The 19,817-nt window shown below is 39.9% G+C and carries 21 protein-coding genes; 18 read left to right on the top strand and 3 right to left on the bottom strand.

Annotated features, from left to right (window positions below; all coding sequences use genetic code 11):
• The 5 genes from BUW93_RS00440 to BUW93_RS00420 are packed head-to-tail and all read left to right on the top strand — an operon-like array spanning position 1 to position 4,893.
• Positions 1–1,686 (top strand): DUF6909 family protein, encoded by a 1,686-nt coding sequence (locus BUW93_RS00440; RefSeq protein ID WP_081208129.1) that lies wholly within the window; start codon positions 1–3, stop codon positions 1,684–1,686.
• A 10-nt stretch (positions 1,687–1,696) separates the two neighbouring features.
• A complete protein-coding gene (gene rfbC / locus BUW93_RS00435) occupies positions 1,697–2,242 on the top strand; it encodes a dTDP-4-dehydrorhamnose 3,5-epimerase (protein ID WP_081208127.1) in 546 nt (181 codons plus the stop codon).
• Positions 2,239–3,102, top strand: a complete 864-nt coding sequence (rfbD, locus tag BUW93_RS00430; protein ID WP_081208125.1) for a dTDP-4-dehydrorhamnose reductase — start codon at positions 2,239–2,241, stop codon at positions 3,100–3,102. Before rfbC ends, rfbD begins: the two co-directional genes overlap by 4 nt.
• Before the next feature lie 28 nt (positions 3,103–3,130).
• Positions 3,131–4,120 carry a UDP-glucuronic acid decarboxylase family protein gene (locus BUW93_RS00425; RefSeq protein WP_081208123.1) on the top strand — a complete coding sequence of 330 codons (990 nt, stop codon included), beginning with the start codon at positions 3,131–3,133 and terminating at the stop codon, positions 4,118–4,120.
• The gene (locus tag BUW93_RS00420) at positions 4,120–4,893 is read left to right on the top strand and encodes a glycosyltransferase family 2 protein (protein WP_081208121.1); all 774 of its coding nucleotides are present in this window, start codon (positions 4,120–4,122) and stop codon (positions 4,891–4,893) included. Before BUW93_RS00425 ends, BUW93_RS00420 begins: the two co-directional genes overlap by 1 nt.
• On the opposite strand, the gene BUW93_RS00415 is transcribed toward BUW93_RS00420, so the two are convergent.
• Entirely contained in the window at positions 4,890–6,197 is a 1,308-nt protein-coding gene (locus BUW93_RS00415; protein ID WP_081208119.1) for a phenylacetate--CoA ligase family protein, read from the bottom strand. The genes BUW93_RS00420 and BUW93_RS00415 overlap by 4 nt on opposite strands.
• A gap of 86 nt (positions 6,198–6,283) precedes the next feature.
• Here BUW93_RS00415 and purD point away from each other — a divergent pair, with 86 nt between their 5' ends.
• On the top strand, positions 6,284–7,558 hold the full coding sequence (gene purD, locus BUW93_RS00410) for a phosphoribosylamine--glycine ligase (protein WP_081208117.1): 1,275 nt from the start codon (positions 6,284–6,286) through the stop codon (positions 7,556–7,558).
• On the opposite strand, the gene BUW93_RS00405 is transcribed toward purD, so the two are convergent.
• Entirely contained in the window at positions 7,550–7,780 is a 231-nt protein-coding gene (locus BUW93_RS00405; RefSeq protein ID WP_081209467.1) for a DUF6341 family protein, read from the bottom strand. The genes purD and BUW93_RS00405 overlap by 9 nt on opposite strands.
• A gap of 119 nt (positions 7,781–7,899) precedes the next feature.
• On the opposite strand from BUW93_RS00405, the gene BUW93_RS00400 reads away from it, so the two are divergent.
• From BUW93_RS00400 to BUW93_RS00390, 3 genes are all read left to right on the top strand, one after another.
• Positions 7,900–8,823: a DUF6427 family protein gene (locus BUW93_RS00400; RefSeq protein WP_081208115.1), complete on the top strand. Its 924-nt coding sequence runs from the start codon at positions 7,900–7,902 to the stop codon at positions 8,821–8,823.
• A 130-nt stretch (positions 8,824–8,953) separates the two neighbouring features.
• Positions 8,954–9,559 carry a DUF4254 domain-containing protein gene (locus BUW93_RS00395; protein WP_081208113.1) on the top strand — a complete coding sequence of 202 codons (606 nt, stop codon included), beginning with the start codon at positions 8,954–8,956 and terminating at the stop codon, positions 9,557–9,559.
• Positions 9,560–9,655: 96 nt separating this feature from the next.
• Positions 9,656–10,723 carry a glycosyltransferase family 9 protein gene (locus BUW93_RS00390; protein WP_081208111.1) on the top strand — a complete coding sequence of 356 codons (1,068 nt, stop codon included), beginning with the start codon at positions 9,656–9,658 and terminating at the stop codon, positions 10,721–10,723.
• A gap of 57 nt (positions 10,724–10,780) precedes the next feature.
• On the opposite strand, the gene BUW93_RS00385 is transcribed toward BUW93_RS00390, so the two are convergent.
• On the bottom strand, positions 10,781–11,827 hold the full coding sequence (locus tag BUW93_RS00385; protein WP_081208109.1) for a ferredoxin--NADP reductase: 1,047 nt from the start codon (positions 11,825–11,827) through the stop codon (positions 10,781–10,783).
• 97 nt (positions 11,828–11,924) lie between these two features.
• On the opposite strand from BUW93_RS00385, the gene BUW93_RS00380 reads away from it, so the two are divergent.
• From BUW93_RS00380 to BUW93_RS00340, 9 genes are all read left to right on the top strand, one after another.
• Positions 11,925–13,409, top strand: a complete 1,485-nt coding sequence (locus BUW93_RS00380; protein WP_081208107.1) for a DUF5687 family protein — start codon at positions 11,925–11,927, stop codon at positions 13,407–13,409.
• Between the two features lie 11 nt (positions 13,410–13,420).
• Positions 13,421–14,146 carry an ABC transporter ATP-binding protein gene (locus BUW93_RS00375; RefSeq protein WP_081208105.1) on the top strand — a complete coding sequence of 242 codons (726 nt, stop codon included), beginning with the start codon at positions 13,421–13,423 and terminating at the stop codon, positions 14,144–14,146.
• Between the two features lie 90 nt (positions 14,147–14,236).
• The gene (gene porW, locus BUW93_RS00370) at positions 14,237–16,756 is read left to right on the top strand and encodes a type IX secretion system periplasmic lipoprotein PorW/SprE (RefSeq protein WP_081208103.1); all 2,520 of its coding nucleotides are present in this window, start codon (positions 14,237–14,239) and stop codon (positions 16,754–16,756) included.
• A gap of 10 nt (positions 16,757–16,766) precedes the next feature.
• Complete coding sequence (locus tag BUW93_RS00365; RefSeq protein ID WP_081208101.1) at positions 16,767–17,168, top strand: bactofilin family protein; 402 nt, start codon at positions 16,767–16,769, stop codon at positions 17,166–17,168.
• Positions 17,149–17,364, top strand: a complete 216-nt coding sequence (locus BUW93_RS00360; RefSeq protein ID WP_081208099.1) for an AtpZ/AtpI family protein — start codon at positions 17,149–17,151, stop codon at positions 17,362–17,364. The genes BUW93_RS00365 and BUW93_RS00360 overlap by 20 nt, the downstream gene beginning before the upstream one ends.
• Positions 17,365–17,368: 4 nt before the next feature.
• Positions 17,369–17,755, top strand: coding sequence for a hypothetical protein (locus BUW93_RS00355; protein WP_081208097.1), 387 nt, complete (start codon positions 17,369–17,371; stop codon positions 17,753–17,755).
• Between the two features lie 135 nt (positions 17,756–17,890).
• Positions 17,891–18,979, top strand: a complete 1,089-nt coding sequence (gene atpB / locus BUW93_RS00350) for a F0F1 ATP synthase subunit A (RefSeq protein ID WP_081208095.1) — start codon at positions 17,891–17,893, stop codon at positions 18,977–18,979.
• A gap of 23 nt (positions 18,980–19,002) precedes the next feature.
• On the top strand, positions 19,003–19,224 hold the full coding sequence (gene atpE, locus BUW93_RS00345; protein ID WP_072553516.1) for an ATP synthase F0 subunit C: 222 nt from the start codon (positions 19,003–19,005) through the stop codon (positions 19,222–19,224).
• A gap of 89 nt (positions 19,225–19,313) precedes the next feature.
• Positions 19,314–19,811 (top strand): F0F1 ATP synthase subunit B, encoded by a 498-nt coding sequence (locus BUW93_RS00340; protein ID WP_081208093.1) that lies wholly within the window; start codon positions 19,314–19,316, stop codon positions 19,809–19,811.
• The last annotated feature ends 6 nt before the right edge of the window (positions 19,812–19,817 follow it).

Below are 19,817 nucleotides of genomic sequence, written 5' to 3'. Positions count from 1 at the left end.
ATGGTGAATTTAAAACTACAAGGCCGTACCCGGGCACAGGAAAGTACACATGCCATTGAGCGAATGTACATTACTATGCGGCACCTTTTTAACCGGGGTTTCTATAAACCTATGGGGGTTTCTGGTGAAACCTTAAGAGAAGCCTTGCTTACGCTAAGGCCTGAGATCTATGGATCTATCGCTGAAGATAAAGTTGAGCTAAACGGTCTCCTCTATGTAGTAGACCGACTCCCAATTGGTATTGAGGAGTGTACCTATATCAATTTAACCAGCGATGAGGGCTACGGAAACTCACATTTTAAACCTATCGTTCCTCCAAAACGTCGTAGAAACTGTTACAGAATTGACGAAGAGCAGATGAATATTGAGATAACTCGGGGGAGATCGGAGATCTACGATATTCTTACGCATCTTACTTTTCTCTTTGTGGAATCCCATAAAATAATGAGACGTGTGCTTATTGATGAAGAAGGCAGTGTAACCAGAGATTGGGAAAAACTGGAAAAAGCGGTGCTTCAGGATACGGAACTCAGCAGGGAAGAAAGAGAGGTTGCTTTAACACATACCGCGAATATTCTTGGACGTACCTTTAATGAAGTGTGTACACTGTATCCAAAATTTGCTTCTACCGGGCAACCCGAACGTTTTCTTAATATCATCTATAGCCTCGGAAAGCTGGCAATTGCAGAAACGGTAAAAAATGAAAAACGCATAATAACTTTTAGTCCGGTATTGCGGGAAAGATTAGGTCACCATATCCACGGAGAGATCTGGGCCGATAATATCAAACAATTTCTCCTAAAGGAAAATCTTATGCATCGCCCGGTACATATTATTAGTGCGAATATGCATAGCGTTATGAATACCCTTTATTCGCCGGTTGCTTTAAAGGAAGAACTAAAGAAGAAAAAAGTTCTTGAGATTTATGAGGCCCTTAGCGATAGCGGGAATGGGAAACTCAGGAATAAAGTTATGAAAGCAGCTCTGGATAACGGGATGCATTTCATAGAAGATAAAAGCGGCACCAATATAGATGTGCAGGTTTTTGATACGGCAAAGCTCAAAAACGCTTATAATGGAAAGAAAGCTGGTGTTAAGAAGGACGAAAAACCTGTTATTGTGGTTATGGATTACGCCTTTGGAGAGCAGGCTTACGAAACTATGGATGAGCTTTTGAAACCATTTAATTTTGAAGGCAACGAAATTAAAATGAACGTATCCTCCATTTCCATTATGGGAAAAGCCGGGATTCTTGATGGAGGCAAAGGTGATATTATGGTCCCTACCGCTCACGTTTTTGAAGGTACAGCCGACAACTATCCTTTCAGAAATGAATTGAAAAAAGAGGATCTTGAAAACCATGGGATCAAGATTGTAGACGGGGCGATGATCACGGTTTTAGGAACCTCACTTCAGAATAAAGATATTTTAAAATTTTTCCATGATTCTACCTGGAATGTAAGCGGCCTCGAAATGGAAGGGGCCCACTATCAAAAAGCCATCCAGGCAGCCTCCAAGCTGCGGGGTAGTATCAAAGAAGATGTGAAAGTGAGATATGCCTATTATGCCTCAGATAATCCTCTGGAAACCGGAAGCACTCTTGCCTCAGGGGGATTGGGGACTACCGGCGTAAAACCTACATATTTGATAACCGAAAAGATCCTTGACCAGATCTTTGAAAATTAAACCAGGATAAATGCAGGTAAAAGAGACACCGCTGAAAGATTGTTTTATCATCAAGCCCGATATTTTTAGAGATAAAAGAGGACTATTCTTGGAGAGTTATCATAAGAAAAAATTCATCGATCTCACGGGAATCACCAAGGAGTTCGTGCAGGATAATCAATCTATTTCCACCCACGGGGTTTTGCGCGGGATGCATTACCAGCGTGGTGAGTTTGGTCAAACCAAGTTAGTGCGTGCTATCTATGGAAAGGTGCTGGATGTGGTTGTTGATCTTAGGCCTGAATCCCCTACTTTTAAACAGGTGTTTAAAACTATTCTTGATGATGTTAACCTGCATCAGCTGTATATTCCCAAAGGCTTCGGGCATGGTTTTGTAACCCTTTCTGAAACGTCTGTTTTTGCATATAAGTGCGACGAATATTATCATCCCGATGCCGAAGCTGGGATTATCTATAACGATCCCGATCTCGCCATTGATTGGGAGTTTCCGGAGGAAAAGATGATTATCTCAGATAAAGATCTCGCGCAGCCGAAATTAAAGGAGGTTTTTGGATGAAAAAGGTTTTAGTTACAGGTGCTTCGGGACAACTGGGAAAGTGTTTTAAAAAGATCGCTTTGGGACATCCCGAGTTGAAATTTATATTTCTCGACTCCTCTCAACTTGATATTACCGATCAAAACCAAATACAGAAAATATTTTCAGAAGAAAAATCCGATTACTGTATTAATTGCGCCGCTTATACCAATGTTGAAAAGGCCGAGAGTGATAAAGAAACGGCTTTTAAAATCAATGCTGAAGGAGTGAAGAACCTGGCTGAGGTTTGTGAAAATAACGGGACGGTTTTAATACATTTTTCGACCGATTATGTTTTTGACGGGAAAACAACCAAAGCTTACCAGGAAACCGATAAGGTTAATCCCATCAATGTGTATGGCGCTTCCAAGTTGAAAGGGGAGAAATATATCATGCAGGGCATGGAAAAGTATTTTATCTTTAGAACCTCCTGGTTATATTCAGAATTCGGTCATAATTTTTTCAATACCATTCTGAAGAAAGCAGAAGAGGGGGCAAGACTCAATATCACCACCGCTCAAACAGGAACCCCAACTAACGCTAAAGATCTTGCGCAGTTTGTGCTTCAGCTCATCAGCGAAGAAAACGCGCAGTTTGGGCTTTATCATTTCAGTAATGAGGGTGAGGCTACATGGTATGATTTTGCCCGGGCAATCCTGGAGCTATCAGGAAAAAGCAATGAGGTAGAACTAAACAAAAGCGGATTTTATAAAACCCTGGCAGAACGCCCGGTTTTTAGCGTTTTAAATAAAAGAAAATTACAGGAGAATTTTAATTATCTGGTGCCTGAATGGAAGAAAAGTCTGGAAAATTTAATCACCAACAGTTCTCGTGAAATTTAATTAATTTACGGGAAGAAACGATTTTTACATGGCAAAACGAATACTTATTACCGGCGCAGCCGGATTTCTGGGATCCCATCTTTGCGACAGGTTTATTAAAGAAGGTTTTCGAGTGATTGGAATGGATAACCTCATTACCGGAGATCTTAAAAATATTGAGCACCTTTTCGGTAATGAGAATTTTGAGTTCCTGCATCATGATGTAACAAGATTTGTACATGTTCCCGGTAAGCTTGATTACATCCTTCATTTTGCCTCACCTGCCAGCCCTATAGATTATCTTAAAATTCCAATACAAACCCTTAAGGTGGGTTCGGTGGGAACTTTACATTGTCTTGGTCTGGCCAAGGAGAAAAATGCAAGGATTCTTATCGCTTCAACTTCCGAGGTTTATGGAGATCCCCTTGTACATCCTCAAAACGAAGAATACTACGGAAATGTAAATTCCATTGGCCCGCGCGGGGTTTATGATGAGGCAAAACGCTTTATGGAATCTATTACCATGGCTTATCATCGTTTTCACGGGCTGGAAACCAGGATTGCCCGAATATTTAATACCTACGGTCCAAGAATGCGACTCAATGACGGTCGGGTAATTCCGGCGTTTATTGGCCAGGCATTAAGAGGGGAAGATTTAACCGTTTTTGGAGATGGACTACAAACGCGTTCCTTTTGCTTTGTAGACGACCAGATTGAAGGGATTTACAGACTTCTTTTGAGCGATTATACCGATCCGGTGAATATTGGTAATCCAGATGAAATCACCATTAAAGATTTTGCTGAAGAGATCATTAAACTTACCGGCACACAACAAAAAATCGTTTATAAAGAACTTCCACAAGATGATCCCCTTAAACGCCAACCCGATATTACCAGGGCAAAAGAAATCTTAGACTGGGAGCCTAAGGTTCCCCGGGATCAGGGAATGAAAATTACTTACGAATACTTTAAAAATCTAAGTCCTGAGGACCTGAAAAAGAGTGAACATAAAGATTTTTCCAAACATATAAGAAGGTGATGAATCAGAATGCGTTGGTTTCAGTTATCATGCCGGCTTATAATGCCGAACGCTTTATTGAAGCTTCCATTAAATCTGTGCAGGAGCAAACTTATTCCCATTGGGAATTACTCGTGATTGATGATGCCTCAGCAGATAATACTTCAGTAATAATCCAAGAGTTCGCAATTGCAGACCAGCGTATCAAATTAATTCAGAATAAAGAAAATCAAGGGCCAGGAATTTCGAGAAACAAAGGAATAAGCGCTGCAAATGGTAAATACATTGCATTTCTGGACGCCGATGACCTTTGGAAACCACATAAACTCAGCACTCAGCTGGATTTTATGTGTGAAAATGAAGTCTCGGTTTGTTTTTCCAGCTATGAACATATCACAGAAAACGGGAAGAAACGAAGGGAAGTCGTGCAAGCTTTACCTTATGTAACTTACCAGAAACTATTAAAATCAAATTATATCGGAAATCTTACCGGAATCTATAATGCTGCAGAACTCGGTAAAATCTATGGCCCTGAAATTAGAAAAAGACAGGATTGGGGGTTATGGCTGGCAGCGGTAAAAAGGGCGGAGACTGCAAAAAGCATAAAGGAACCTCTGGCGATTTACCGGCTTAGAAGAAATTCTGTTTCAGGAAATAAATTCGAAATGCTGCGCTACAATTTTAATATTTATAATAAAGTTCTTGGCTTTGGTTTCTTCAAAAGCCTGCGTTGTATGCTAATGTTTCTGAAAGAACATTTTTTCGTGAAGAGAAAACAACTTAAGACTACTTAGATTCGGGAAGTAAACTGCTTAAGTTTACCACTCTTGTCCCGATCTAAAACCTCTTTTCTTTCAAAAAAGACCTTTAGATCTTCCCCAACATACTTCTCAATTGCCCTAAGAATTCGTTCAATTTGAGTTTCGGTAAAAGCTTTTTCGCTTATATAATCAATTTTAAATTTATCGGGTGCGGTTTGGGCCACCACAAACTCCTTGATGTTCCCGTTATCTTCAATAATGGTTTTAGTTACATAATAAAATGTTAGTCCGGGTACCAGTTTACCGTTTGCCAGCCTTGCCACATCGTTGGTTCGGCCAATGAGTTTTTGAAGAATAGGGGTTTTTGGGGTACTTCTTTCAGAAAGTATCCCGGTGTCACCTATATCGTATCTTATCATAGGATGAGCAAGGTTATAAAGGGAGGTGATTACCACCCGGCCTTCCTGCCCATTGGGCACCGGGAGGTTGTTTTCATCCAGGATTTCCACATAAAGATCTTCCGAATTCACGATCCAGTTTTTATGCTCGTCTTCAAAGGCGATTAAACCAACCTCACTGGCTCCATACTCGTTAATCACCGGAACACCCGTTGCACTTTCAATAAGCTCCTTATCCTCTTTAAAAAGTCGCTCTGAAGTCACAATACAAAGTTTTAAGGAGGGGCAAACCTCTTTTAAAATAATATCTCTGCTTTTAAGGTATTTAGCGAAAAGAAGGATTGCACTGGTATATCCGTTTATGTAGTCGAATTTTGATTTTTGAAACCGATCAAGAAAAATCTCCATCTTCCTGTCGCTGAGATCAAATATATTGAAGCGTCTTCGTAGGCTGATTCTATCTTTAAATCGTTCCTGAAGATTGCCGTAAAGATCCAGGGGTATCCCGTAAAAACGGGCTTGTAAACTCTTGTTGAGGTCTATGCCGTGCCATTGGTATCGATCCTGAAATCCGGCCCAACTTAAGGCATGACAAAACCGGTCCTTGGCGAAAATAAACGGCTCTCCGCTACTGCCCGAGGTTTTCCCCACATAAATATTGCGTTTTTTGAAATTCTTGCTGAGCCTGTGTTTTAGTTTCTGTTGAAGTTGAGCTTTATGAAGTACCGGCACCTCTTCCCATTTTTCAAACTTATCTTTTCCACTAAATTCCCGGTAGAACGGATTATTTTTTAAATGATAATCAAGGATTTCGAATTTTTTGCTCTCCAGGTAATCCCCATAATAATCTTCAGGAATCTCCCGGATTTTACCTAAAAGTCTTTGTGCCCGGTTTATGGGAAATTTATTGAGTTGTAGGGACAGCTTAAACCAGTTCAAGGGCAAATTGCGTTTTTATTCGAAATAAATTGGTGCTTCAATTTACAAACAATTATTTTTGGGACAACATTTAAAAGACTTTCAGAATGAAAATTTTAATACTTGGCTCCGGAGGCCGTGAACACAGCTTTGCATGGAAAGTTGCCCAAAGCAAAAAATGCACTAAACTTTTTGTGGCGCCCGGCAATGCTGGAACCGCTCAAATTGCTGAAAATGTAGACCTAAAGCTCAGCGATTTTGAAAGTATTAGAAATTTCGTGTTAGAGCAAGAAATAGAAATGCTCATTGTAGGTCCAGAAGATCCCTTGGTACAGGGAATAACCGATTTTTTTGCTGAAGACCCGGAATTGAAGTCGGTAAAAGTAATTGGACCTTCCAAACGCGGGGCTTTGCTTGAGGGCAGTAAAGAGCGTGCCAAGGAATTTATGGCCATGCACAACATCCCTACCGCGGCTTATGAAAGTTTTACTGTAGAAAGCCTGGAGGCGGGGAAAAAATTCCTGGAAACGCTAACACCTCCTTATGTTTTAAAAGCTGATGGTCTTGCCGCCGGGAAAGGGGTTTTGATCCTTGACAGCCTTGATGAGGCGAAAGCTGAACTCGAAAGTATGCTTTCTGATAAGAAATTTGGAGCAGCGAGTGCTAAAGTGGTGATAGAAGAATTCCTAGATGGAATAGAGCTCAGCGTTTTTGTGCTTACCGATGGTAAAAATTATAAGATTCTTCCCACCGCAAAAGATTATAAACGAATAGGAGAAGGAGACACCGGGCTTAATACCGGAGGAATGGGGGCTATTTCCCCAGTGCCATTTGCCGATAAGGACTTGATGGAGAAAATTGAAGAACGAATTGTAAAACCTACCGTAAAGGGTTTACAAAAAGAAGCAATAGATTATAAAGGATTTATTTTTATAGGCTTAATAAAAGTGGGGGAGGAGCCTTTTGTAATAGAATACAATGTTAGAATGGGCGATCCCGAGACGGAGGTTGTACTACCCAGGATAAAATCTGATCTTGTTGAATTGTTGGAAAAGGTCTCTGAGGTAAAGCTGAATGAGGCAAGCCTTGAGATAGATGAGCAGGCGGCTACTACTGTAATGTTGGTTTCAGGTGGTTATCCTGAGGCTTATGAAAAAGGGAAAGAAATCACTGGGTTTGATGCTGTTCAGGATAGCATTGTATTTCATGCTGGCACTAAAATAGAGGAAGAAAAAATCGTGACCAGTGGAGGACGAGTTATAGCAATAACTTCGTTCGGAACAGATTACAAAGAAGCGCTAAAAAAATCTTATCAAAATGCAGAGAAATTACATTTTGATAAGATGTATTATAGAAAGGACCTTGGTTTCGACTTATCCTAAAAATGAATGAGCAGAAGGATCCCGGTTTTCTTCGTTGTTATCGTTAAATTTTTTAAGCTGTTTCATCCAGTAGAAAAAAGCAGCAAATCCAATAAGGATAAAAATAAAATTAATGGCGTTGGCTGCCCACCAGGAGTCTAATTCCAATTTACGAAGCGCATCTAATGGGATAAACAACACCTCTTCAAAAAGCCATGCGATTCCTTCAAAAAAATCTTTCATTTTAATAATTTTTATGGCTCTTTGCTGTTTATAAAGCGTGGCCAATTGATAACTGGCCTAAAAGGCCTTCAAATGATAACTTTGTTATAATTTAGATTACAAAAATATAAAAAACGGGAATGCTAACAAGCTTTTTTGGTAAATCAAAACCACATAATGGAATAGTGGTAGCGCTTTTTATGACGCTTATTTTTGTGATCGCTAATTTCAGAGATAATTTCCTGGCTTTTAACCTGGCTATCTTTTTGGAAAACCTGGCGGTTCTTCTTGCTTTTCTGCTAAGTGTATATGTGCTTAATTTTATTGCCAAGAAAAATGAACTCACCCGGCGCAGTGCCTATAAGATCCTGTTATTCGCAGTTTTTACCACTTCTTTTTTTGCCCTGCTCAATAATACCCAGGTGATTTTTGCAAATCTATGTGTTTTATTTGCCTTTAGGCGCATCCTGAGTTTGCGTTCTAAAAAGATTATGCAGAAAAAAGTTTTCGACGCTACCTTTTGGATCTGTATCGCTTCAATTTTTTATTTCTGGTCTATCCTTTTTCTGGTAGTGGTTTTTGCTGGAATTCTCTTTTACCTGCCTAAATTTAAGAACTGGTTGATTCCCCTGGTAGCTTTCCTGGGGGTATACCTGCTTAATCTAAGCTTCCATTTGGTGGCCTACGAAAATATCTACGGGTTTTCCCAATGGTATGAACCGATGAATTTTGATTTCAGCAATTATAGGGACCTTTCTTTGCTTATTCCGTTAAGCCTAATCCTTGCAGTGCTAATCTGGACCTTAGGCAATTACCTGAGATTGCTCCAAAAAGCCAGTATAAGTCTACGGCCGTCGCTTAACCTGGTATTGATTAGTCTTATTACCTCAATTGCTATCGCAGTTTTTTCACCAACCAAAGATGGAAGCGAACTTATTTTCTTTTTTGTTCCGTTGAGCATTATCGCTTCAACCTGGTTTGAGCGGAAAAAAGATAAGCTCTTTAAAGAAATCTTACTGGGATTACTCATTTTAATGCCCCTACTCGTCCCGTTTCTTAACTAGAGGTTTAGAAGATCTAAGGGATGCCCGGGCTTATGCTTTATAACTATTTCAAAATATGGTACCTTTGCCTGAGCAAAAAGAACTGCCTTAGAGGCATCAAATAGTTATACATTTCAGAAAATAAGAGAATATGTTTTCAGACAAAGCGAATAAAATATTTCAGGAAGTAATCGAAAAATATCATGAAAAGGATACGGTAGATCAGGCCTTTTCAAATCCCTACGACAGTGATAGTGAGCTTATCGAACATTTGTTGTATCGTAAATGCTGGATAGACACCGTTCAATGGCATTATGAAGACATTATAAGAGATAAAAATATAGACCCGGTTGAGGCACTTAAGCTTAAACGCCAGATCGATGCTTCTAATCAGGACCGCACCGATACCGTAGAATATATAGATAGTTATTTTCTTGAAAAATTTAAGGATGTTGAACCAAAGAAGGATGCCACAATTAATTCTGAAAGCCTAGCCTGGGCGATAGATCGATTATCTATACTTGCCTTGAAAATTTATCATATGAACGAGGAAGCCAACCGGGAAGATGCGTCACAGGAACATCAGTTAAAATGTGATGCAAAACTGAAGGTTTTATTAGAACAAAGAGTAGATCTTTCTACGGCGATCAATCAGTTGCTGGAAGATATTGCCAATGGTGATAAATATATGAAAGTTTATAAGCAAATGAAGATGTATAATGACGATGAACTAAACCCTGTTTTAAGGGGGAAATAATCAGCATTTAGAATTGAGGGAAGCCATATTTCATTTAAAATGTTGTGAAATCATGGCTTTTTTTCTGCGGAAAACGACACCGGAATTATGAGTAGAATGAACACAAAGAACCAAGCTTGGTCATCTCCCCAAAAGAGCGTCCATATTCTGGTAATAAGGCTCTCTGCAATGGGAGATGTGGCTATGGTTGTTCCGGTTTTGCAAACCCTTACTGCTACCTATCCACAATTAAAAATCACCATGCTTACCCGGGGTTTCTTTAAACCCATGTTTCAGGATATTCCTAATGTTTCGGTTTACGAGGCCGATGTGAATGGTGTTCATCAAGGGGTTTTAGGCTTATCCCGGCTGGCTAAGGATTTACGCAATGAAGGTATTGATGCCGTAGCTGATCTTCATAATGTTTTAAGGAGCAATGTATTGAAATCGGTGTTTTATCTTTTTGGGATTCCGGTGGAACAGATTAATAAAGGACGGAAAGAGAAAAAAGCTTTAACCCGTGAAAAAGACAAGGTTTTTAAACCCCTGAAATCCACCCATCAGCGTTACGCCGATGTTTTTGAAGCCCTGGGGTATCCAATAGATTTAAGTTCACACCAATTTCCGAAGAAAAAACAACTTTCAGAAAATATTAAGAAGCTCCTTGGCTCCGAACCTAAAAAATGGCTGGGTATCGCTCCTTTCGCACAGCACGACTCCAAGGCTTATCCAATAGATTTAATGGACCAAGTACTCAAAAAGCTTTCAAAAAATGAAAAAATAAAGCTGTTGCTTTTTGGCGGCGGAAGCAAAGAAAAAGAACAATTGGAACTGTGGGAAAGACAATTTGATGGTGTTTTAAGTGTGGCCGGGAAGCTGAGTTTTGAAGAAGAGCTGGCCCTGATCTCTAACCTTGATGCTATGGTCTCTATGGACAGTGGTAATGGCCATATGGCTGCAATGTATGGGATCCCAGTTATAAGTATTTGGGGTGTTACCCATCCTTATGCCGGGTTCAGGCCTTTTAATCAGCCTGAAGGCAATAGCCTGTTGCCTGATTTGGAAAAATACCCTAAGATCCCTACTTCAATCTACGGAAATAAGTATCCCGAAGGATATGAGAACGCCATTCGGGAAATTTCCCCCGAACAAATCCTGGGAAAGATCTATGAGATCCTGTTTTAAAATAAAAAAGGCAGCAATTGCCGCCTTTTTAGTTTTAATCTTTCCTTTAATCATGCACTATACATCGTCGTAATCGACTATAAGTTTTGACGTTAAAGGTTGAGCCTGGCAGGTAAGAATAAGCCCTTCAGCAATTTCTTCCTCGGTAAGGATTTGATTTTTGCGCATTTCGGCTTTTCCTTCTTTTATTCGGGCGATGCAGGAACTGCAAATCCCGCCCTGGCAGGAATAGGGAACATCAAGGTCGTGCTCTAATGCGGCATCAAGAACAGTTGCCTTAGAATCCATACTGAAAGTGCTTTCCTCATCATCAACCAAAACAGTAAGTTCTGTCTGGCCTTCTACATTAGTTTCGATGCTTCCGGTACCTTCTGTGGTAAAAAGCTCAAAATGGATTTTATCATCAGAAACTCCATTTTCTTTAAGTACTCCCTTTACCTGATCGATCATTTCCTCCGGGCCGCATAGGTAATAGCCAGCAAAAGGATGATCTTTGAATTTATTTTTCACTACAAAATTCACCGTGCTGGTCTCAATGCGGCCAAAATGTGATTTCTCTTCTCTGGTACGACTATATACAAATTCGATGAACAGCCTATCTGGAAACTTTGCCTGAAGCTCCAATAATTCTTTGAAGAATATGGTTTCCTCTGGAGATTTATTTCCGTAGGTAAGGATAAAACGGCTTTTTGGCTCTTCGGCTAACACGGTTTTTAGAATAGAAAGCACCGGGGTGATCCCGCTTCCGGCGGCAAAAGCCGCGTAATTTTTAGGTTCAGTACCAGGTTCCAGGATAAATTTACCCTCCGGTGGATGTACTTCCAACTCATCCCCGGCCCGGAGTTTATTATTTGCGATCACAGAGAATTTTCCGCCTTCAACCTCCTTTACGGTAACTTTAAAATCTCCGCTGCCCGGAGCCGAACATAGCGAATAAGCCCTGCGTATCTCTTCGCCGTCTACCTCTGTTTTAATGGTGATATACTGGCCGGCTTTATAAGTGAATTCTTCCTTTAGATCTTCAGGAATTATAAAGGATAAACTTACCGCTTGGGGGGTTTCCCTTATTACTTCTTTAATCTTTAGTTTGTGAAACTTTTGCATTCAAAAAATAATTTTGAGTGCAAAAATACAAAGTATGTGCTACTTTATAGTGTAACAATTGACTATTTTTCATTACTTACATTGGAAATTAGCAATTATGTTTACTCGTTTTTTATCTCTGGAGTGGAAAGCTTTTTTTAGGTCGGCAAGTCTGGGGAAAAGTCTGGGCCTTAGAATTCTGATGTTTTTCCTGGCTCTTTATTTCTCTGCTGTATTTTTATTTTTCGGGGTAGGCTTATACCCACTTTTACAGGAATTTTTTCCCGGCGAAGATCCGCTTCAACTTGTAAATAGCTTTGTTTTGTTTTGGTTGGTCCTTGAGCTTGGGTTGAGGTTTATGCTGCAAACCCTCCCTGTGATGGATATAAAACCGCTTATGTTATTGCCTATTCCCAGGCGAAAAGTGGTGAATTTCGTGCTTATAAAAAGCCTGTATTCCTTCTATAACTTCCTTCCTTTATTTATTATAATTCCCTTTGGACTCTTCAATATCTATAAAAATGAATATTCTGTGTCATCAATACTGGGCTGGATGGTAGCAATGATTGCCTTAAGCCTATGTGTGAATTACAGTAATTTTATCATTAAAAAACGCTTCACCGACAACCTGAAGGCGCTTATCCCCGTGATCTTATTCATTGTGGTTTTAGCGGCCTTAGAATATTTTCAGGTTTTTGAAATTAGTTTTTACTTCGGAAGGCTTTTGGATTTTGTTTTGGTCACTCCTTATTTAGCTGTGATTCCGGTTATTTTACTGGTCATTCTTTACAAATGGAACCAACATAACCTGGAAGGTGAATTCTACCTGGATGCCGGTTTGAAGCAAAAAAAGGCCAGCAACGATACCCGTGATTTCGAGTGGACCCGAAAATTTGGGGGTATAGCGCCTTTTCTACAATTAGATCTCAAACTTATTTGGAGAAATAAAAGGCCAAAGACCACCATTTATATGTCTCTGTTGTTATTGGGATACGGGCTTTTCTTTTATCCCAATGACATTTATCAGGGGATGCCCTGGTTTTATGTTTTCGTCGGAATTTTCATCACAGGTATTTTTATGATCAATTTCGGCCAGTTTGTGCCTTCCTGGGATGCTTCCTACTACCCGATGATCATGTCGCAGAATATACCGATGAAACAATACCTGGCCTCTAAAGCCGGGCTTATAAGTTTTAGCGTAGTGGTTTTAGCGGTCCTATCTACACCTTATATCTACTTTGGGTGGAATATTTTATTAATAAATATGGTTTGTGCGTTATATAATATAGGCGTGAACGTACCCATATTATTATATGCCGGATCATTTAATAAAAAGCGAATAGACCTGGATAAAAGTCCGTTTATGAATTATCAGGGAACCGGAGCCACACAATGGCTGGTAAGTTTGCCATTAATGGCGTTACCCGTGCTGATTTATTGGCTTACAGACAAATTTTTAGGAATGGAAACAGCCTTAGGACTCTTGTCGGCTCTGGGAGTTGCCGGCCTGCTTTTAAGGCCGCTGTTGTTAAATGGCATCGCCAAACGCTACCAGGAAAGAAAATATGCAATGATTAATGGTTTTAAAGAAACCACAGAATAAATATCTAATTTATGATTACCGCAACGAATATCACCAAAGTTTACAATGGAATAAAGGTTCTTGATATAGAGCACCTCGATATCCCGGCTGGCCAGAATTTTGGCCTGGTTGGAAATAACGGGGCAGGAAAAACCACGTTTTTCAGTCTTCTCCTGGATCTTATTCAACCCACCACGGGGAATATATTCAATCACGAAATTACCGTAAGTCAAAACGAAGAATGGAAAAGCTTTACCTCTTCTTTTATTGATGAAAGCTTCCTGATTGGATATCTCACCCCTGAAGAATATTTTTATTTCGTGGGGGAGTTAAGAAATCGCAACAAAGCCGATGTAGATGGGCTTTTAGCAGAATTTGAAGACTTTTTCCATGGGGAGATTCTCGGCCGTAAAAAGTACCTGCGTGACCTTTCCAAAGGAAATCAGAAAAAGGTAGGCATTGTAGCCGCTCTTATAGGGGATCCACGGGTAGTGATCTTAGATGAACCTTTTGCCAACCTTGATCCAACTACCCAGATTCGGTTAAAAAAGATCATTAGAGAACGGGCCGCAACTAATACCACCAGCTTTCTTATCTCCAGCCACGATTTGATTCATGTTACCGAAGTTTGTGAACGTATAGTGGTGTTGGATAAAGGGGAAGTGGTGAAAGACATAGAGACTTCAGAAGCAACCTTGAAGGAGCTGGAAGATTATTTTTCGGGAGAACATAAGCTGCACCAACCCGAGAATATCTAAAAACCGGTTTTTGTTTCTAAAAAGAAGCGTATTTTTACATACTAAAACAGTGGTAGTTGAGTTAATTATACTATCCAGAACCGGTTGATTTTGAATATTTTTACTAAAATTTTTGTGCTTCTTATCCTGGTGGGCGGTGTTCTTGGCTGTTCGCGCAAAAAAAACAAATTTCTAAACCGGAACTACCATGCGGTAACTACAGAGTATAATACCCTTTATAACGGCAATCTCGCTCTGGAGCAAGGGCGGGAGGAACTTATCCAGGCTTACGAAGATAATTTCTGGGATATCCTTCCTATAGAGCGTATGCAAATTGATGAGCAAATCCTGCTTCCGGATAGCATTAGAAATAAGAATTTTGGTGTAGCCGAAGAAAAAGCAGTAAAAGCCATTCAGAAACACTCCATGCTAATTGAAGGGAAGGAGCGAAACCCACAAATAGATGAAGCTTATCTGTTGCTGGGAAAGGCAAGATATTATGAGCAGCGGTTTATCCCGGCGCTCGAAGCCTTCAACTATATCCTGCACAAATATCCGGCGAGCAATAATATAAATACCGCCCAGATTTGGCGGGAAAAAACGAATATGCGGTTGGACAATAATCGGCTTGCAATCAAAAATTTAAAAAATATCCTGAGGCAGGAAGACCTGGAAAGTCAGGCCTTCGCCGATGCCAATGCCACTTTAGCCCAGGCCTTTGTTAATCTTCAACAGCTTGATAGTGCCGTGGTACCACTCCAAAAAGCTGCAGAACTTACCGATAAAAATGAGCAAAAAGGGAGATATTATTACATTCTGGGGCAGCTGTATAACCGGATAGAACAACCCGGTCCTGCGAATAAGGCTTTCGATAAGGTTATAGAATTAAACCGAAAATCTCCAAGGGTTTATATGGTTAACGCCTATGTGGCAAAAGCCCGGAATTTCGATTACAACCAGGGAGAAAATTACCAATTAAGAGAATTGCTTACAGAACTGGAAGAAGACCGGGAAAACCGGCCGTATCTCGATAAGATCTATTTTCAAATAGGGGAATATTACCGGAATATCGATTCCACGCGTCTTGCGGTGGAATATTATAATAAATCATTGCGAGCCCCAATTAGCGATAAATTTTTAAAATCTATTAATTATGAGATCCTGGCCAACAGGAACTTTGAGGATGCAAAATATCGCGATGCCAGTAAATATTACGACAGTACCCTGGCGGTGATGTCTCCCCGACTAAGGGAATACCGGACTATCAAAAAGAAACGCGATAACCTGGAAGATGTTATTTTATATGAAGAAAGTCTGGCAAGAAACGACAGTATTTTAAGACTGAGCAGTATGCTTCCTGATGAACAACTTGAGTATTTTACGGCTCATATTGAAGACTTAAAAACAAAAGCCGAGTCTGATAGACTCGCTGGAATCGTTGTGGAAGATCTTCCGCAGACTTCACTTCCGGGTCCAGGGGGGATGCCAGCTCCCGGAGGCGCCCGTAATTTCTATTTTTATAACGAAAGCAGGTTGCAAAACGGACTTCAGACTTTTAAAAATATTTGGGGGAACCGGCCTTTAGCAGATAATTGGCGATGGGGTGAACTTGGTTTTGTTGAGCGGGATACGACCGAAGAATCTGAACTTGCTGAAATAAATTTTGAGGATGACCCGCGTTTTGATCCTATGACTTACGTAGATATGATCCCTACAGATCAACGAATCCTGGATAGCCTGGCCAGTGATCGCAATATGGCCCGCTATCAATTGGGAATTATTTACAAAGAAAAATATAAGCAATATCAAAGAGCTGCTGAAAATCTCGAAGCCTTGCTGAATGACAGTACAAACGAAGACCTTATTCTTCCCGCTAAATATAATTTATACCAAATATATGGGACTATGGGCCGTCTCGCTGATCAGGAAAGCATAAAGCAGGATATCCTCAAAAATTATCCCGATTCACGTTATGCTACTTATATTTTAAATCCCCGGGCTATTACAGAAGATGAGAATTCTCCTGAAGCGATTTATGCTGAAGTTTACAGAAGATTTGAAGAGGAAAAATATGATGAGGTCCTCGTGGAGACCAACAAGTATATCAATGAATTTTCTGGAGAGGAGATCCTGCCAAAATTTGAATTATTAAAAGCTATGGCCACCGGTAGATTACTTGGACTTGAGGCTTATAAGGATGCCCTTAACCATGTTGCTTTAACCTATTCTCAAACTGAAGAGGGGAAGAAAGCACGGGAATTAATCAATAAGACTATTCCAGCACTTTCGGGAATGGAATTTAACCGGGACAGTATTCAAACTAATTTTAAGTTGATCTACACCTTTGATTTTGCCGAAAAGGAAGCGGCTTCAAGCCTAAAAGCGAAAATAGACAATGCCATTGCGAAGCTGGGTTACGGGCTTAAAACTTCTGTGGATATTTATGATCCCGCTACTATTTTTGTAGTGGTTCATGGATTAGAGAACAGAAAAAGGGCTTTAGGCTTTACAGAATTGCTTCAGAATAAGGAATTTAAAATTGATGATGAGGCCATTGCCATATCAACAGAAAATTATAGAATTGTACAAATTCATAAAAATTTAGACGCTTACCCACTCCCCAATAATTAAAACCCTACTTATGTTTTCAGATCAAAAAAAATCTAAGTCCCTACCAGGAAATACCAATGAACAAAACCGAATTGCCGCCGGAACCACTATCACCGGAGACATTAGCGGGAAAGGAGGATTCAGGATTGAAGGCACTTTAGACGGCAACCTTACAACCGCCGGGAAGGTGGTGATTAGCGAAGGCGGACTAATAAAAGGTAAATTGGAATGCCAACATGCCGATATTGAAGGTAAAATAGACGGAAATCTACATGTAACAGGAACTTTAAGCCTGAGGGCCTCGGCGGTTATTGAAGGGGAAGTTAGTGCCGGGAAACTTGCTATTGAGCCTGGAGCCACTTTTAATGCCACCTGCCAGATGAATGGCGATGTGAAATCGCTTAAACAAAAGGATGAAAAAAGATCAGCCTAATAAGTATTTGGCCTATGTGAATATTGCCTTTCAGATGGGCATTATTATCGCAGCCGGTGTTTTTGCTGGGATTTGGTTGGACGAAAAATTTCCGAATAAATATTCAGCTTATACCATTTCACTCTCCCTGCTGGGGGTGTTTGTGGCCCTTTACCAGGTTTTTAGAGGTTTAAAGGATATAAGCGACGAGGATTAATATTATGCAGAATAATAAATTATCAGGATTTTTAAAGGTTTTTCTTCCTTTTAGCATCCTACTTTTTGTAACACAATATTTACTGTTGAATTTTATTTTTGAAAGTGAGCTCTTCTATCCTGTTTGGGCGGTTTATCTTTTTCACTTTTTCGCTACTTTCATCATTTACAGCATTCTGATTTGGGTGCATCATAATTTTCAGGACAAAACCGGTTTTGCTTTTATGGGTCTTAGTCTTTTAAAGATGCTGGCGGCGATTGTATTCCTTTTACCCCTCATTTTAAGTGAAGTCTCCTCGGTTTTTTTAAATATCCTTGCTTTTTTTATCCCTTATTTTTTGTTTTTGATCTTTGAAACCCTTTATGTCGTGAAGCTTATTAATTTAAAATAAGTGATTGTCTCTCAACGAAATCCTTAAAATGAAGTTTCGGTTTAAAAATTTATAAGTGGGGCTTTCAGATAAAAATTAAAAGTATACCTTTGCAGCGAAATTTAGAGCCCATAATTTTTAAGCAGAACAGGTACTATGATAGCACATAAATCTTTTAAGATTATAGTGACGTTAACACTAGCCTTCGCCTTACTTCCTTTTTTAGCTTTTGCCTCGGCCGATCCGGTTGAAAATGAAACTGAAGAAAAATTTAATCCTACAGATATGATCCTGCATCATATTGGAGATTCCCATGGATGGCATTTTTTCGGGAAAGGCGATAATTCTTTTACACTTCCGTTACCTGTTATTCTATGGACTGAGAACGGCCTGGTGACTTTTATGTCCAGTGAGTTCCATCATGATACCGAAGGGGAATACATCGTGGAAAAGGATGGGATGAGCTTTGTAAACTATCACGAAACCATCTATAAATTGGAAGATGGAGCTGAAACTGTGGTTTTTGATGAAGAGCATCACCCACAAAATGCTTCTGCACCTCTGGATCTTTCTATTACTAAGAATGTTGCGGCCATGTTTTTAACCGTGATTTTAATGATCTGGTTTTTCTTTGGATTGGCCGGTTTTCATAAGAAGAACGAACACGCTCCAAAAGGTTTCAATAATGTATTGGAAACCCTGGTTTTATTTGTGCGCGATGAGATCGCAAAACCACAAATTGGCGAAAAGAAGTATATGAAGTTTATGCCCTTTTTGCTTACCGTGTTTTTCTTTATCTGGATCACCAACTTATTAGGTCTTTTGCCTGGGGCGGCTAACGTAACAGGTAATATTGCAGTAACGGTTTCTCTTGGGTTATTCACCCTTGCACTTATCGTTATGAATGGAAATAAAGACTACTGGAAACACGTGTTCTGGATGCCGGGTATTCCTACGTTTGTAAAGCCTATTTTGGCTGTAGTGGAGGTGTTGGGTGTTTTTATTAAGCCAATCGCCCTTATGATTCGTTTGTTTGCTAATATTACGGCGGGTCATATTATTATTTTGAGTTTATTAGGATTGATATTTATACTGGAGAGTGCCGGTGTAGCCGGAATTTCGGTACCGTTTGCACTTTTCATCACAATACTGGAATTGCTGGTAGCATTCCTTCAAGCGTTTATTTTTACAATGCTGTCTGCCCTGTTTATCGGAATGGCGGTTGCGGAACATGAACATCATTAATTTTAATTTTTAATTTATCTATTATGGAATTATTGTATGTAGGTCTTGCAGCTCTAGGAGCTGGATTAGCAGTAGTTGGAGCGGCTATTGGTGTTGGTAAAATCGGTGGTTCAGCAATGGACGCTATTGCCCGTCAGCCAGAAGCTTCTGGAAAGATCCAAACAGCTATGATTATCGCCGCTGCACTTGTAGAAGGTGTTGCCCTTTTTGGGGTGGTTGCCGCTTTACTTGGTGTACTTAGATAATCAAACCTTAAAAAAAGCCACTTCGCAACGGTTGGTTGCGAAGCGGTTTTTTACAAATGATGCTTTAAAACTTTTTTATTATATAGATTATGGATTTAATAACTCCTGAATTTGGATTATTTTTCTGGCAAACAATTGTGTTTCTGGTGCTTATCTTCATTATGGCGAAGTTTGCCTGGAGACCAATCCTTGGCGCAGTTAATAAGCGGGAAGAATCAATTAACGATGCCCTTGCTTCTGCTGAAGAAGCCCGTAAGGAAATGCAAAATCTTAAAGCCGATAACGAGCAGCTTTTAAAAGAAGCTCGTGCCGAGAGAGATGCCATCCTTAAAGAAGCTCGTGAAATTAAGGAAAAGATAATTGCCGAAGCCACTGAAGATGCTCAGAAGAAAGCCGATAGGATTGTAACTCAGGCCCAGGAAAACATTAAATTGGAAAAGCAGGCAGCAATGACTGAATTGAAAAATCATGTTGCAACACTTTCTATTGAAATCGCAGAAAAAGTAATTCGTAAGGAACTTTCAAGTGATGAAAAACAGCATCAAATGATTGAAAAGATGCTTGGCGATGTTTCTACTTTAAACTAATTTAAG

It is taken from the genome of Salegentibacter sediminis, from assembly GCF_002078605.1.
GTDB classification, from domain to species: Bacteria; Bacteroidota; Bacteroidia; order Flavobacteriales; family Flavobacteriaceae; genus Salegentibacter; species Salegentibacter sediminis.
Note: the sequence above shows the minus strand (reverse complement) of the source record. Positions and strands in the feature narration are given on the sequence as shown.